Below are 12,804 nucleotides of genomic sequence, written 5' to 3'. Positions count from 1 at the left end.
ACCACTACCTTTGTAGTTTCATAAAATACAACGTAAGAAGATAGGAGGTAGGTGGTTATTATGATATTGCTCATAAACAACGACAAACGGATGAATTATTTATCTGAGTATATTCGAGACGGTGGTTTAGATTTGGTTCAGTATCATCGTGATTCGGTGAGCTTTGATTTTCATATTTTAAAAGAAACTCATTATTTTATTTTACCCTTTGGTGGAATTAGTGAAAGCGGGCAAATTGCTAACACACACTTACGATTAACAGAAGAAGTGTTGTTAAGTTTACCTGAAGATTGTGTGATTTTAACACCAATTCGATATCCAAAATTAATGGAATTATTAACAAAAGTTCCAAGAAAATGTGAAGTTATTTTTGATTACGATGAAGTTGCGATTTATAATTCAATTCCAACCGCAGAAGGCGTGATTTACAACATTATTAAAAATACAGATATTACAATTCATCAAGCCGAAATTTTAGTCATTGGTTCCGGTCGAACTTCATTAACAATTGCTCGTGATTTAAAAGCATTAGGAGCCTATGTAAGTGTAACATTTAGAAAAAAAAGAGACGAAGCGCGTTTATTCGAAATGGGATTACAACCTATTCATGTCGATCTAATGGTGGAAGACTTACAACATTACGATGTCATTGTTAATACAGTTCCTGCATTAGTTCTTGATGAAAAAGCATTAGATCACGTCAATAAAAATTGTTATATTATGGATGTTAGTAGTAAACCTGGTGGAGTAGACTTTGATTATGCGAAACAACTAGGCATTCAAGCAGAATTAGCAGGAGCACTCCCAAGTATAGTAGCACCAAAAACGGCTGCTTATTACTTATTCCGTTTTGTGAGAGATTACATCGCTTTAAATGGGAAAAAGGAGTGATGGATGTGGATCAAAAAGGATATAAAGTCGCTATTGTTGGAGCTAGTGGTGAAGTAGGGAGAAGTCTGATTCAGACATTAGAACGTTATCCCATTCCTGTTGCGTCGTTACGATTGCTTGCATCTAAACGTTCAGCTGGAAAAACGTTAATGTTTAAAGGACAATCACTTGTGATCGAAGAATTAAATAAAGACTCTTTTGAAGGAATTGACTTAGCTTTTTTTAGTGCGGGAGGAGATGTTTCATTAGAGTATGCTCCCATTGCGGTTAACAGTGGAGCCGTTGTAATTGATAATACGAGTGCTTTTCGAATGGATCCTAATATCCCATTAGTTGTTCCCGAAGTGAATGCCCATGTGTTATCAAAAGACACTCGATTAATTGCAAATCCAAACTGTTCAACCATTCAGTTGGTGGTTGCCTTAAAACCGTTAGTTGAAGTGTATGGAATTGAATCTGTTAATGTTTCGACTTACCAAGCCATTTCAGGAGCTGGAGCAAAAGCCTTGTATGAGTATGACCAGGAATTAATCGATCCGTCATATGAACCACAAATCTTACCTGCACGTTCGGATCAACGTTATTATCAGATGGCTCATAATGTCATTCCACAAATTGATGTCTTTATGCCAAATGGCTATACAAAAGAAGAACTAAAAATGATTAACGAAACGCATAAAATATTAGATGATGATACGATTAAAGTAAATGCGACGTGTGTTCGTGTGCCTGTGCGTTATGGTCATAGTGTCGCTACAACTGTTAAACTAAAAAAAGCGGTTGAGAATAAAGATCAAGTGATTCAATTATTTAAAGAGAGTGAAGGTGTTATCGTACGCGATGATATTCATCATCAAGAATATCCGATGCCTGCTTATATTGCCCATTGTGATGAGGTCTTTGTTGGAAGAATTAGAAAAGACTTAGACGAAGAAAATGTTATTCACTTTTGGGTTGTCGCAGATAACATCTTAAAAGGAGCCGCCTTAAACAGTGTACAAATTGCTTATTATATGCATCGTCAGGGATTGTTAGGTGATTAAAATGGATATTGTCGTTATGAAATTTGGTGGAACCTCGGTACGTGATCAAGCAACAAAATATCAAGCATTTAAACATATTCGACGTGAAGTAGATGCTAATTATAAAGTGTTAGTTGTTGTATCAGCTATGGGAAGAGGCGGAGAACCCTATGCAACCGATACACTAAAAGAGTTGCTCACATACCATGTCTCTAAACAAGAACATGATCGTTTGCTTGCTTGTGGTGAAATTATCTCAAGTATCGTCATGTCTGATTTTTTACAACAACAAGGACTAAATGTAACGTCATTAGCCCCAGCAGAAGTGGGAATAAAAACAGATAATAACTACAGTAATGCAAATATCATGACCGTAGAAACAAATAAAATTATGTCGATGTTTAATCAGCACGATGTGTTAGTCGTTCCAGGTTTCGTTGGTACAACGGTAGAGGGATATATTACAACGCTCGGTAGAGGTGGAAGTGATACATCCGCTGTTGCGCTAGGGGGAGCTCTTAACGCAGTTTATGTTGATATTTATTCAGATGTTGAGGGGGTCATGACGGCTGATCCTAAATTGGTGAAAAATGCACGAGTTCTTGAAAAGATTAGTTACGATAACTTAATTGCTTTAGCTGCAAGAGGTGCAAAAGTGATTCACTTAAAAGCCATTGAACTAGCTAAGAAAAAACATGTAACGTTACGCTTACGATCGACAAGCAGTGATCATATTGGAACTTATGTCGTGGATGAAGAGGTTAGTACATTAGGGTTAGCTTATAAAACGGGGTATACTCGTTATGAACTGATGGAATTACATCATCCGGTAACGTGCGAATTATTAAAAAAACATGGGGCTTATTGGTATGCTAAGGCTCGTGATGAAGAGGCCGTTGAACAGTATCTTAAAGAAGAAAAACTGGACTATACGAAAAACGAGAACTACGTTCGAGTGAGTTGGATGAATCAACAACAAACACCGATTGAGTTAACGTTTTATGTTAGTGAATCAAATCTTAAAGAGACATTAAACTTTTTACATTATAATTTAATTTAAATAAAAGGATGTGAGAGTCATGAATAGTTTTGGTCCGGTTATTACAGCGATGGTAACCCCCTTTGATGAATACAATCAATTAAATATCGGCAGCTTAAGAAAATTGATTATTCATTTATTAAAACACGGATCAACCAGTTTGGTGATAACAGGAACAACTGGTGAGGCACCGACGTTAACAGCGATTGAACGATTACGTGTTTGGGAAACAGCGGTAGACTTTGCGGGTGGAACAGTTCCCATTATTGCTGGAGTAGGAACGAATAATACGAAAACAACGATTCACAATGTGAAGTTAGCAGAAGAAGTGGGCGTTGATGGTGTTTTAGTGGTTACTCCTTATTATAATAAACCTAATCAACTTGGGTTGATTACGCATTATAAAGAAATTGCGAATTCAACAAATTTACCTATCTTACTATATAATATTCCATCACGAACAGGCGTAAGTTTAACAGAAGAAACGATTTTAGAACTAGCAGAGGTTAAAAATATTGTCGGTATTAAAGATTCGAGTGGAGATTTATCATTACTCAAATCTTTAAAAGAACATGCACCCGCTAACTTTTCACTCTATAGTGGAGATGACGCGAGTTATTTAGATACTTTAAAATTAGGTGGAGACGGTATTATTTCCGTTGCCTCTCATCTCGTTGGAAATCAAATGAATCAAATGTACCGTCTGTTTACAGAAGGTAAGTTAGAAGAAGCTGAGGCATTAAATGAAAAATTAAGCCCACTATATCAAGGTTTATTTTGTACAACCAATCCAATTCCTGTTAAGTCTCTTTTAAATCAACTAGGAATGGAAGTGGGTGGATTAAGACTGCCACTGGTTGAAATGGATCAATTTGAAAGCCTTGACTTGTTCAATGAATTAAGAGGCTTATTTGATGAGTAATAATGTTAAAACATCTGTTTAAGTTTATAACAGATGTTTTTTTGTTTGACTTTCCTGAAAAAAAAGACGGTAACACTTGTCAGTTCCTTACTAGATGTACTATAATGAATATAGAGCATAAACATTTTCCTTTTTTGTAACTAAAGATGAAATTCTCTATTTTTTTAAGCTTTATGAATGAGAATGCGTCTTTAATTTAATGATGAAACAGATTAAATAGAATCTTTTGTGGATGATTTAAACTTAAATTTAACCAAGTTAGAAACGTTTTGATGGATGAATAAAGATTGTTTTTTTAAAAAGTAGACGTGAAAGATGTATGTTATATCTAATGGAGTGAAATGATAATAAAGAAGCTATCATTTACTATTAATAAAAATGAATTAAGACTCACGTCTTTTTTTGAATTAAATCGCTATAAAAAAGTCTATTTCATACAGAAGCTAATGACTATGCAATAAGAATTAAAGTTTAAAAAGAAAAGCTGTTCAAAAAAAGGAAACAACAAGTGATAGAAACAATAACCATTCGTTTCTTTTAAATAAGTGATCTTTAAACTAATATAAGGTTAAAATTTGATAGATTAGGGTTACAGTGAGGAATTTTTTAGTAAGATTAAAAAGGAGGTGAGTCGTTGTCAACTGACGTAACCGATGAAGTAAGCGATTGTTTCATACGGTTGGCAACGATAAGAATGTGGCATCAGTAGTAGAACAAAAAATTAAAGTGTTCGCCTTAGGTGGACTAGATGAAAATGGAAAGAATTTATATGTTGTAGAAGTTAATGGTAAAATTTTTATTTTAGATGCAGGATTAAAGTATCCAACTGAAGATTTATTAGGGGTAGACGCTGTTATTCCTGATTTTAATTACTTAAAAGAGAATGCGTCACGTATTCAAGGGGTATTTTTATCTCATGGACATGAAGATCATATCGGGGCAATTCCACAATTATTAAGCATTATCAATGTTCCGGTTTATGGAATGCGTTTAACGATGGCGTTAGTCGAAGACTCTTTAACAGAAAATGGATTAGATATTAAGAAATATAAACTTTATAAAGTTCGTGAAAATAATGAATTATTCTTTGGTGATGTAAAAGTCACATTCTTTAAAACAACACACAGTATTCCTGATTCAGTGGCTATTTGTATTCATACGACAGACGGAGTTATTGTTTATACATCAGATTTTACATTTGATCAAAATGCTAAAGGACGTTATCAAACGAATTACGGACGCATGTCAGAAATTGCAAAAGAAGGTGTTCTTTGCTTACTTTCAGAAAGTTTAAATGCCGAAAAACCTGGGTTTACAAGCACAGGAAACTCGTTACAATGTGAGTTAGATGAAGCTTTTTCACGCGCAAATGGACGTATTATCTGTTCGCTATACTCATCAGACTTACATCGTATTCAATTAGTCATTGACTTAGCGATTCAATATAAGCGTAAAATTGCGATTATTGGGCGTAAAATGCAACGAGTGGTTGATATCGCGGTTAAGCTAGGGTACTTACGTATTCCAAAATCAATGTTAATGAATTTATTATACATTGACGAAAAAAATGATAATAATTTTTCAAACTTAGTCGTTTTAGCAACAGGAAATCGTTACGAACCGTTTAATTCATTAATTCGTATGGCTAAGCATCAAGATCGCTTAATTCATATTGAAAAATCAGATACGGTTATTGTCGCAACTCCACCAATTCCAGGGAATGAGGTTAAAGCGGCACGTACGATCGATATGTTATATCGTACAGGAGCAAAAGTTTGTGTCATTAATAAAAACTTATTACCATCTTCTCATGCAAGTAGTGAAGATTTAAAATTAATGATGAATTTATTAAAACCACAATATGTGATGCCGGTTATCGGTGAATACCGTAACTTAGTCGCTCATGCCAAAGTGGCTGAACAAATTGGTTATCGTTCAGAAAACATCATTTTACTTGATAATGGTGATGTCGTTGAATTCCAACAAGGAGAACTGGTTAATCACACCGAACACATTCAAATTGATCAAGTGTTAGTAGATGGACTTGGCGTAGGTGACATCGGAAGTGTGGTTCTTCGTGATCGTCAGTTAATGGCAAATGACGGAATCATTGTTGTCATTGCTAACTTAAATAAAAATACAAAAGAAATTGTAGCGGGTCCACAAATTGTGAGTAAAGGATTTGTTTACGAAAAAGGAAACGAAGAGCTTTATCAATTACTTGATGAACTCGTTCGTGAAATTATTGGAAAGTTTGTCACAGAACAATATGTGAACTGGCAAGGATTACGCCAAGAGTTACGTGATAAAGTTGGAAAATTATTATTTAATAAAACAAAGCGTAAGCCAATTATTATTCCAATCGTAGAAGAATTTAATTTATAAGATATTAAAGACTATCTTTCGTTCTGAAAGGTAGTTTTTTTATGTAGAGAATCAGATTAATAATGGAAAAAATAGAATTTTATGAGATAATATTTACATTAGATTTCAAATGATAGAGGTAACAGTATGGCAAGTAAGAAGAAAGTGAAGCAAAAGAAGCAAAAAATATTAAATGATTTATATTTAGAGTTATTGGGGATTGGGTTAGTTGTATTAGCTATCTTAATGATTGGACAGCTTGGATTAATTGGGACTTTTTTCAAGCAACTGAGTTTGTTAGTGTTTGGTGAGTTTTTTTGGTTGATCGCCATTGCAATGATGATTTATGGAAGTCGAATGATTGTCAAACGAGAAGTTCCTACCTTTTTTAGTTCAAAGCAAATGGGTTGGTATTTAGTATTTATATCGCTAATTATTTTTAGTCATTTACCGGTGTATCGTGAATTTCATACCCACAGTATTCCATTACTTGGTGGACTTTGGAATTACTACTGGACGAATGATTTATTGAATTCATCGTTTACAGTCGGGGGAGGAATTGTTGGGGCCATTATTTATGGCTTGCTAGTTCCGTTAATTACGGCAAATGGGTTATATGGACTTTCGCTTTTACTGCTTTGTTATGGAACATTACTCATCTGTGATATGACGTTTAAAGATTTATATGATGGATTTAAGGAGTATCAGTCTAAACAACAAAAACAAGCAACGATGAAAAGAAAACCAGTTAAAGCTAAAAAGCAGCGTCATCATGAAGTAGAAGAAGAGGAACTTGAACATCATGAAGCGGTTGTGACAATACTTAATGAAACGGTTGAAGAAGATGAGACCGAGTTAGAGGAATTAGAAGTTGACGAAATGACTGAGCCAGAGGAAGATTTTGAAATTAAGGAGTTTGACAAACAACCCTATGTGGAGCCAAATGAGCCCGTTTTTGAAGAAGAGATCTCGGTGTTTAATGATTTTGATTATGTGTTACCGCCACTTGATTTATTAGTTGATTATCAGCAATCGAATAATTCTCAACGTTTATTAGTGAGTGCTAAATCACAAGCGAGAAAGCTAGAGGATACATTTAAAAATTTCGATGTGAAAGCTAAAGTTCAAGAAGTTCATATTGGTCCTTCAGTGACAAGATTTGAAATTTTACCAAACGTCGGGGTCAAAGTGAGTAAAATTTTAAATTTAACGGATGATATTGCGTTAGCGTTAGCGGCTAAGGGAATTCGAATTGAAGCACCGATTCCAGGAAAGTCGGCTATTGGAATTGAGGTTCCAAATCCTAAACAAACGTTAGTAACGTTTAAAGAAATCGTCAAAGAAGTTCCGCAAAAGCAACAAAAAGAAAAGTTACTCATGGTACTTGGACGTGATATTTCAGGAAAAACGGTGTATTCACCTTTAAATAAAATGCCGCATTTATTAGTAGCGGGAGCGACTGGTTCAGGAAAATCAGTTTGTATTAATACCATCATTTGTAGTATTTTAATGCGATCGACACCAAATGAAGTAAAAATGTTAATGATTGACCCGAAAAAAGTTGAATTAAATGGGTATAATGGAATTCCTCATTTATTAGCTCCTGTTGTAACCGATCCAAGACTTGCTTCATTAGCCTTAAAGAAAGTTGTATCTGAGATGGAGTATCGTTACGAACTGTTTAGTCAAAGTGGAACACGAAATATCGAGGGGTATAATGAATATGTCAAACAATACAATGAAACGCAAGAGACACCAAAACCGTTTCTTCCATTTATCGTTGTCATTATTGATGAGTTAGCTGATTTAATGATGGTCGCTTCAAAAGAAGTTGAGGAATGCATTATGCGTTTAACTCAGATGGCGCGTGCCGCTGGAATTCATTTAATTATTGCCACTCAGCGTCCATCAGTCGATGTTATCACTGGGGTTATTAAAGCGAATATTCCATCACGTATTGCGTTTGGGGTTTCTTCGGCTGTCGATTCAAGAACGATTATCGATATGCCAGGAGCGGAGAAGTTACTTGGAAAAGGTGACATGTTATTTTTACCGATGGGGGCTTCAAATCCAACTCGTGTGCAAGGAGCTTTCATTTCTGATGAAGAAGTCGTGCGCATTGTTGAATTTATTAAGTCACAAGTAGAACATGAAGAAATTAAGCAAGACTTCTTAGAAAATATTGAGCAAGCTCAAAATGAAAGTCAGGCCATGGATGATCCACTGATGAAAGAAGTGTTAGGGTATATTGTTGAAACTAAAAAAGTGTCCGCTTCCTTATTACAACGACGTTTTAGAATTGGTTATAATCGTGCCGCTCGTATTGTTGATGATTTAGAGGCAAGTGGTTTAATTGGACCAAGTGAAGGAAGTAAGCCGCGAGAAGTGTTAATGACAGAGTCTCAATATCATGAACTGATCTCTAATCTATAAACGAGACAGGTTTTTGATAAATGATTAAGAAGGTGATTTTATGAATCACCTTTTTTTCATCAATAAAAGATAAAAAATGGATGATAAAAGTGACAAAAAAATTCATATCTTCATTAAAAGTTCAAATACTATAAGTAGTAATTAATTGAATAGTCAGCGTAAAAATGTAAATTAATCTACATATTTACAAAAAAATGTCTTTCTGATAAACTATTCAAGGCATTATAATTAAAGGAGGACAACTATGAGAAAACTTTTATCAATGTGCATGATTGTAATGTTAACAATGGTAGCATTAGTTGCATGTAGTAGTGACAAAGAAAATCAAAGTACGGCGACAGACGTCAAATTTAAAGTGGGAATGATGATTGATTCAGGAACAATTGATGATAAATCATTTAACCAAGGAACGTGGGAAGCTATTTTACGCTATACAGATGATCATAAAGGTGTTAAAGGACAATATGTTCAACCAAGTGGAGAAACAACATCTGATTACTTAAGTGCAGCAGATAATTTAATGATGGCAGGTAATGAAATTATTATCGCACCAGGATTTAAATTTGAAGAAGCGATTACTGAGCTTCAAACCGCAAATCCTGAAACATCATTTGTCATTTTAGATGGACAACCTTCAACGATGGCAGATAATACATTATCTATTTATTTTGCAGAAGAACAAGGTGGATTTTTAGCAGGTATGGCAGCTGCTTTACAATCAAAAACTGGTAAAGTTGGATTTATCGGTGGAATGAAAATTCCTGCAGTTGAACGATTTGGATGGGGGTTTGTAGCAGGTGTTGCTTATGCAAACGAAGTTTATGAAACAAACGTAGAAGTCGTTGATTATCAATACCAAGGAACATTCAATGATGTTCAAGGTGGACAAATGATGGCTGGTGGAATGTACGATAAAGGGATCGATATTATTTTCTCAGCAGCGGCTGCAGTTGGAAATGGTGTCATCAATGAAGCAAAAGCACGTACGGAATCAGGAGAGCATGTTTATGTCATTGGTGTAGACGTTGATCAATATGAAGAAGGATTAATGAACGATGGAAAATCTGTTATCTTAACTTCAGCGATTAAACGTATTGATAATGCCGTTTATGATGCATTAAAAGCTTATGGAGAAGGTAAATTCCCTGGAGGACAAATTATTTCAATGGATGCTTCAATGGATGGAGTAGGTTTACCAGAAAATAATCCTAACTTAACAGTGGAAACACAAGAAAAAGTGGACGAAGCATTAGCAAAAATTAAAGATGGTCACATCGTTGTGCCAACATCAGCAGACGAATTAGAGACGTTCTTATCTAATACTGGATACGATGCAACAATGATTAATTATAAATAATCACCAAAAAACTCATTACTTTTGTAATGAGTTTTTTTATTAAACGAGTTAAGTCACAAAAAAACTAGTTAAAAAAGGATTTACAGAAGAAAAAGTTTTTGCTAGAATAAAAAATTACAACTTATGAGGAGGCCATACAACTATGAAAAGAAAACTATTTATGTTAACGACGGTTCTAACGGCAAGTCTAGGACTAGTCGCATGTGAATCAAAAGGTGAATCACAAGATTTAGTGAAGATTGGGATGATGACGGATTCAGGAACGATTGATGATCGTTCATTTAATCAAGCCACTTGGGAAGGGATTGAACGTTACAAATCAGAACACCAAACCATTACAACTCAGTATATTCAACCATTAGGTCAAACAACAGCCGATTATATGCAAGCGGCGGATTGTATATTGCAAGTGAAAAGTTAACTTAATTGAAATTTAAATTTTAACTTTCTTGATTTTCTAAGAATTTTTTTGATTGTTGTAAACGATAGCTTGTTCCATTCATGTTAATCACATATGATTGATGGGTAATGCGATCAACAATTGCCGCTGTAATAATCGGATCATGGAAGATTTCATTCCATCTTGAAAAGGGTAAGTTAGTCGTAAACATTGTGGATGCTTTTTCGCATCGAGTCGAGATAAAGTTAAATAGCAGCTCTGCGCCTTCTTTATCAAACGAGATATAGCCAAGCTCATCTAAAATAATGAGATGATATTTGTCAAATTTCTTTTTTAAACGTTGAAGGACACGTTCATTCTTTGCTTCTTTTAACTCAATAATTAAAGTTGGAACATGTGCAAAATACACATGATACCCAGCTTGACAGGCCTTAATTCCGAGTCCAATGACCGTGTGACTTTTACCCGTTCCAGGGTTACCTGCCAATATGACAGTTTGCTTCTTCTCAATAAATTCTAAGCTTCTTAACGTTTGATAATGTTTTTGAGCTTCTAATGGTAAAGCAGCAACATCTAATTCCTCTAAATGTTTCAAATATGGAAATTTAGCTGCTCTTATACGAGTATTAATACCATTCTGTTGTCTAAGCTCAACCTCATATTGAAAAAGATTCAGTAAGAACTCTTCATAGGATTGATTTTCTAACCGAGCCTGTTCTAAATGAAAAGATAAATTTTGATGAATATAAGGTAAGCGTAAATGTTTAGTGTAAGTTTTAATTAATTGATCCATGAGTTTTCTCCTTGACTATACATTGAACTAATTTCAGATAATTGATGATAACAAGCCTGTTCAATAGGGGCTTGAATTAAATCTTGAGTATCAGCCTGACTAGGGGTTAAATTCAATAAGTAATTGATGACTTGATCATTTTGAATGGGTAACCCTTGTCGCTTTAAAGATTCAATCGCGAATTGAACCGTTTCAAGAGAGTTCTGCTCAATGATTGTTAATAGGTAGATAAAATCTCGTGGATTTGTGCTATAATAATTTTGGAATATGTTTTGAAGCCAGGGAGTAGGCAAGTTTTTGAGCCAAGCTATGCGCAATTGCCCCGGGCTTCTTTTTTAATGTCGCTAGATAGTGGTGAATATCTATATGATATTGGTGACGTCCGATTAAGCGTTTAGCCTTAAATAAAAATCGATCATCAAAATAAACTTTAATCTGGTCAATGTTTTTACGGACAGTCACCTCTTTTCCGACTAAGTAATCGGGAACAGAATAAAAATTTGAATCGACATGAATGAGGCTATATTTATTCACTTTATAGGTAGCAGTTAAGTAAGTATCTAACGGTAATCGATAGGGAAGTAAATCCTTCTGTTCTTGTGCAAATACAGTCTCTGCAGATTGGTTGGTTCGTTGTTTTATTTTTTGATTTTCACGACTAGTAGCTTCTAAAAGTGCAGTTACCGCATCTGCAATGGTTTTGAAATGATGGGACTTACTATACGCTTTTCGTCGAATTAATTCAACAGAACGCTCCACATGACCTTTTTCATGACCGCTGTAAGGATTCGTGTATCGCGGCGTATAACCATAATAATTCATTAATTTTTTAACCGCCTCAGTGGGGTGTTTTTCTCTCCCAGCTAGATGTTTAACTTGAACACGTGCATTATCATAGACGATTTCAGTTGGAACCCCTTTGATTTCTTCAAAGAAGCGAGTGTGAATATCGAGAAAAGCCTCCGTGTTTTCGTGTGAATAAAGATAAGCAAATCTCTTATCACTATATTTCAAGTCAAACACTCCAATTTTAAAGCGGCGTTCAGTCCCCAATTCGTCAATATAAAGAGTGACATCTCCCCAATCAAACTCAGCCACTTGTCCTGGCTCATAAGCTTGTCTAATAAAGGCCTCTTTTGAACGTTGTGTTTGTTTAGAAACATAAGCACAAACTGAACGGTAGCTAATATCAATATTTTTCGAAATCAGCCATTCATAAATATCTGTATTTTTCATCACGAGTTTACGTTTACCCTGTTGAATCTTTTGTTTATTTTCTTCTAAGCAAGAATCAATTATTGACTCAACATCAGGTGTTAATTTAATCCGTTGACGTTTACTACTATCATACTTAGGCTTAGCAGATGAACGGATAATAATCTGTTCTTTTTCTTCAGGAGTCGTAGCCAATTCTAACGCCTTCTGATCCTTCTCATATTGCTTGATATATTTACTAACCGTTTGTCGAGTCATTCCTATCTCTTTAGCAATGTCTGTATAAGATAGACCTTTTAGATATAAACGAATCATTTTTTCTTTCTTCTCCAAAGTTAGCACTCCTATCTCCTCCATATCTCTAGTTG

General features: G+C 34.8%; 11 protein-coding genes. 8 read left to right on the top strand and 3 right to left on the bottom strand.

Annotated elements, in window-relative coordinates:
* Positions 1 to 60: 60 nt before the first annotated feature.
* The 8 genes from JRC48_RS04320 (at position 61) to JRC48_RS04285 (ending at position 10,449) form a co-directional block, all read left to right on the top strand.
* Positions 61 to 891, top strand: a complete 831-nt coding sequence (locus JRC48_RS04320; protein ID WP_235070636.1) for a dipicolinate synthase — start codon at positions 61 to 63, stop codon at positions 889 to 891.
* A gap of 5 nt (positions 892 to 896) precedes the next feature.
* The gene (locus JRC48_RS04315; RefSeq protein ID WP_235070635.1) at positions 897 to 1,934 is read left to right on the top strand and encodes an aspartate-semialdehyde dehydrogenase; all 1,038 of its coding nucleotides are present in this window, start codon (positions 897 to 899) and stop codon (positions 1,932 to 1,934) included.
* Position 1,935: 1 nt separating this feature from the next.
* On the top strand, positions 1,936 to 2,973 hold the full coding sequence (locus JRC48_RS04310) for an aspartate kinase (protein WP_235070634.1): 1,038 nt from the start codon (positions 1,936 to 1,938) through the stop codon (positions 2,971 to 2,973).
* 19 nt (positions 2,974 to 2,992) lie between these two features.
* Positions 2,993 to 3,874, top strand: coding sequence for a 4-hydroxy-tetrahydrodipicolinate synthase (gene dapA / locus JRC48_RS04305; RefSeq protein ID WP_235070633.1), 882 nt, complete (start codon positions 2,993 to 2,995; stop codon positions 3,872 to 3,874).
* Positions 3,875 to 4,540: 666 nt separating this feature from the next.
* The gene (locus tag JRC48_RS04300; protein WP_235070632.1) at positions 4,541 to 6,259 is read left to right on the top strand and encodes a ribonuclease J; all 1,719 of its coding nucleotides are present in this window, start codon (positions 4,541 to 4,543) and stop codon (positions 6,257 to 6,259) included.
* Between the two features lie 126 nt (positions 6,260 to 6,385).
* Positions 6,386 to 8,671, top strand: coding sequence for a DNA translocase FtsK (locus JRC48_RS04295; RefSeq protein WP_235070631.1), 2,286 nt, complete (start codon positions 6,386 to 6,388; stop codon positions 8,669 to 8,671).
* A gap of 244 nt (positions 8,672 to 8,915) precedes the next feature.
* Positions 8,916 to 10,028 (top strand): BMP family protein, encoded by a 1,113-nt coding sequence (locus tag JRC48_RS04290; RefSeq protein ID WP_235070630.1) that lies wholly within the window; start codon positions 8,916 to 8,918, stop codon positions 10,026 to 10,028.
* A gap of 142 nt (positions 10,029 to 10,170) precedes the next feature.
* Positions 10,171 to 10,449, top strand: a complete 279-nt coding sequence (locus JRC48_RS04285; protein WP_235070629.1) for a BMP family ABC transporter substrate-binding protein — start codon at positions 10,171 to 10,173, stop codon at positions 10,447 to 10,449.
* A gap of 19 nt (positions 10,450 to 10,468) precedes the next feature.
* Here JRC48_RS04285 and istB read toward each other — a convergent pair whose 3' ends face one another.
* Genes istB through istA form a run of 3 tightly spaced genes read right to left on the bottom strand, consistent with a single transcriptional unit; the run spans position 10,469 to position 12,769 of the window.
* Positions 10,469 to 11,221 carry an IS21-like element helper ATPase IstB gene (istB, locus tag JRC48_RS04280; RefSeq protein ID WP_235070628.1) on the bottom strand — a complete coding sequence of 251 codons (753 nt, stop codon included), beginning with the start codon at positions 11,219 to 11,221 and terminating at the stop codon, positions 10,469 to 10,471.
* Positions 11,209 to 11,514, bottom strand: a complete 306-nt coding sequence (locus JRC48_RS04275; RefSeq protein ID WP_235070627.1) for a hypothetical protein — start codon at positions 11,512 to 11,514, stop codon at positions 11,209 to 11,211. Before JRC48_RS04275 ends, istB begins: the two co-directional genes overlap by 13 nt.
* Positions 11,471 to 12,769, bottom strand: coding sequence for an IS21 family transposase (gene istA, locus JRC48_RS04270; protein WP_235070626.1), 1,299 nt, complete (start codon positions 12,767 to 12,769; stop codon positions 11,471 to 11,473). The genes JRC48_RS04275 and istA overlap by 44 nt, the downstream gene beginning before the upstream one ends.
* Positions 12,770 to 12,804 lie beyond the last annotated feature (35 nt).

Origin of the sequence: Turicibacter sp. TJ11, assembly GCF_021497505.1 — a bacterium.
Taxonomy (GTDB): Bacteria; Bacillota_I; Bacilli_A; order MOL361; family Turicibacteraceae; genus Turicibacter.
Note: the sequence above shows the minus strand (reverse complement) of the source record. Positions and strands in the feature narration are given on the sequence as shown.

What these genes read in the sequence shown, in the direction of transcription:
- JRC48_RS04320 (WP_235070636.1), top strand. Translation starts at nt 61, where the DNA reads ATGATATTGCTCATAAACAACGACAAACGGATGAATTATTTATCTGAG.
- JRC48_RS04310 (WP_235070634.1), top strand. Translation starts at nt 1,936, where the DNA reads ATGGATATTGTCGTTATGAAATTTGGTGGAACCTCGGTACGTGATCAA.
- dapA (WP_235070633.1), top strand. Translation starts at nt 2,993, where the DNA reads ATGAATAGTTTTGGTCCGGTTATTACAGCGATGGTAACCCCCTTTGAT.
- JRC48_RS04295 (WP_235070631.1), top strand. Translation starts at nt 6,386, where the DNA reads ATGGCAAGTAAGAAGAAAGTGAAGCAAAAGAAGCAAAAAATATTAAAT.
- JRC48_RS04290 (WP_235070630.1), top strand. Translation starts at nt 8,916, where the DNA reads ATGAGAAAACTTTTATCAATGTGCATGATTGTAATGTTAACAATGGTA.
- JRC48_RS04285 (WP_235070629.1), top strand. Translation starts at nt 10,171, where the DNA reads ATGAAAAGAAAACTATTTATGTTAACGACGGTTCTAACGGCAAGTCTA.
- istB (WP_235070628.1), bottom strand. Translation starts at nt 11,221, where the DNA reads ATGGATCAATTAATTAAAACTTACACTAAACATTTACGCTTACCTTAT.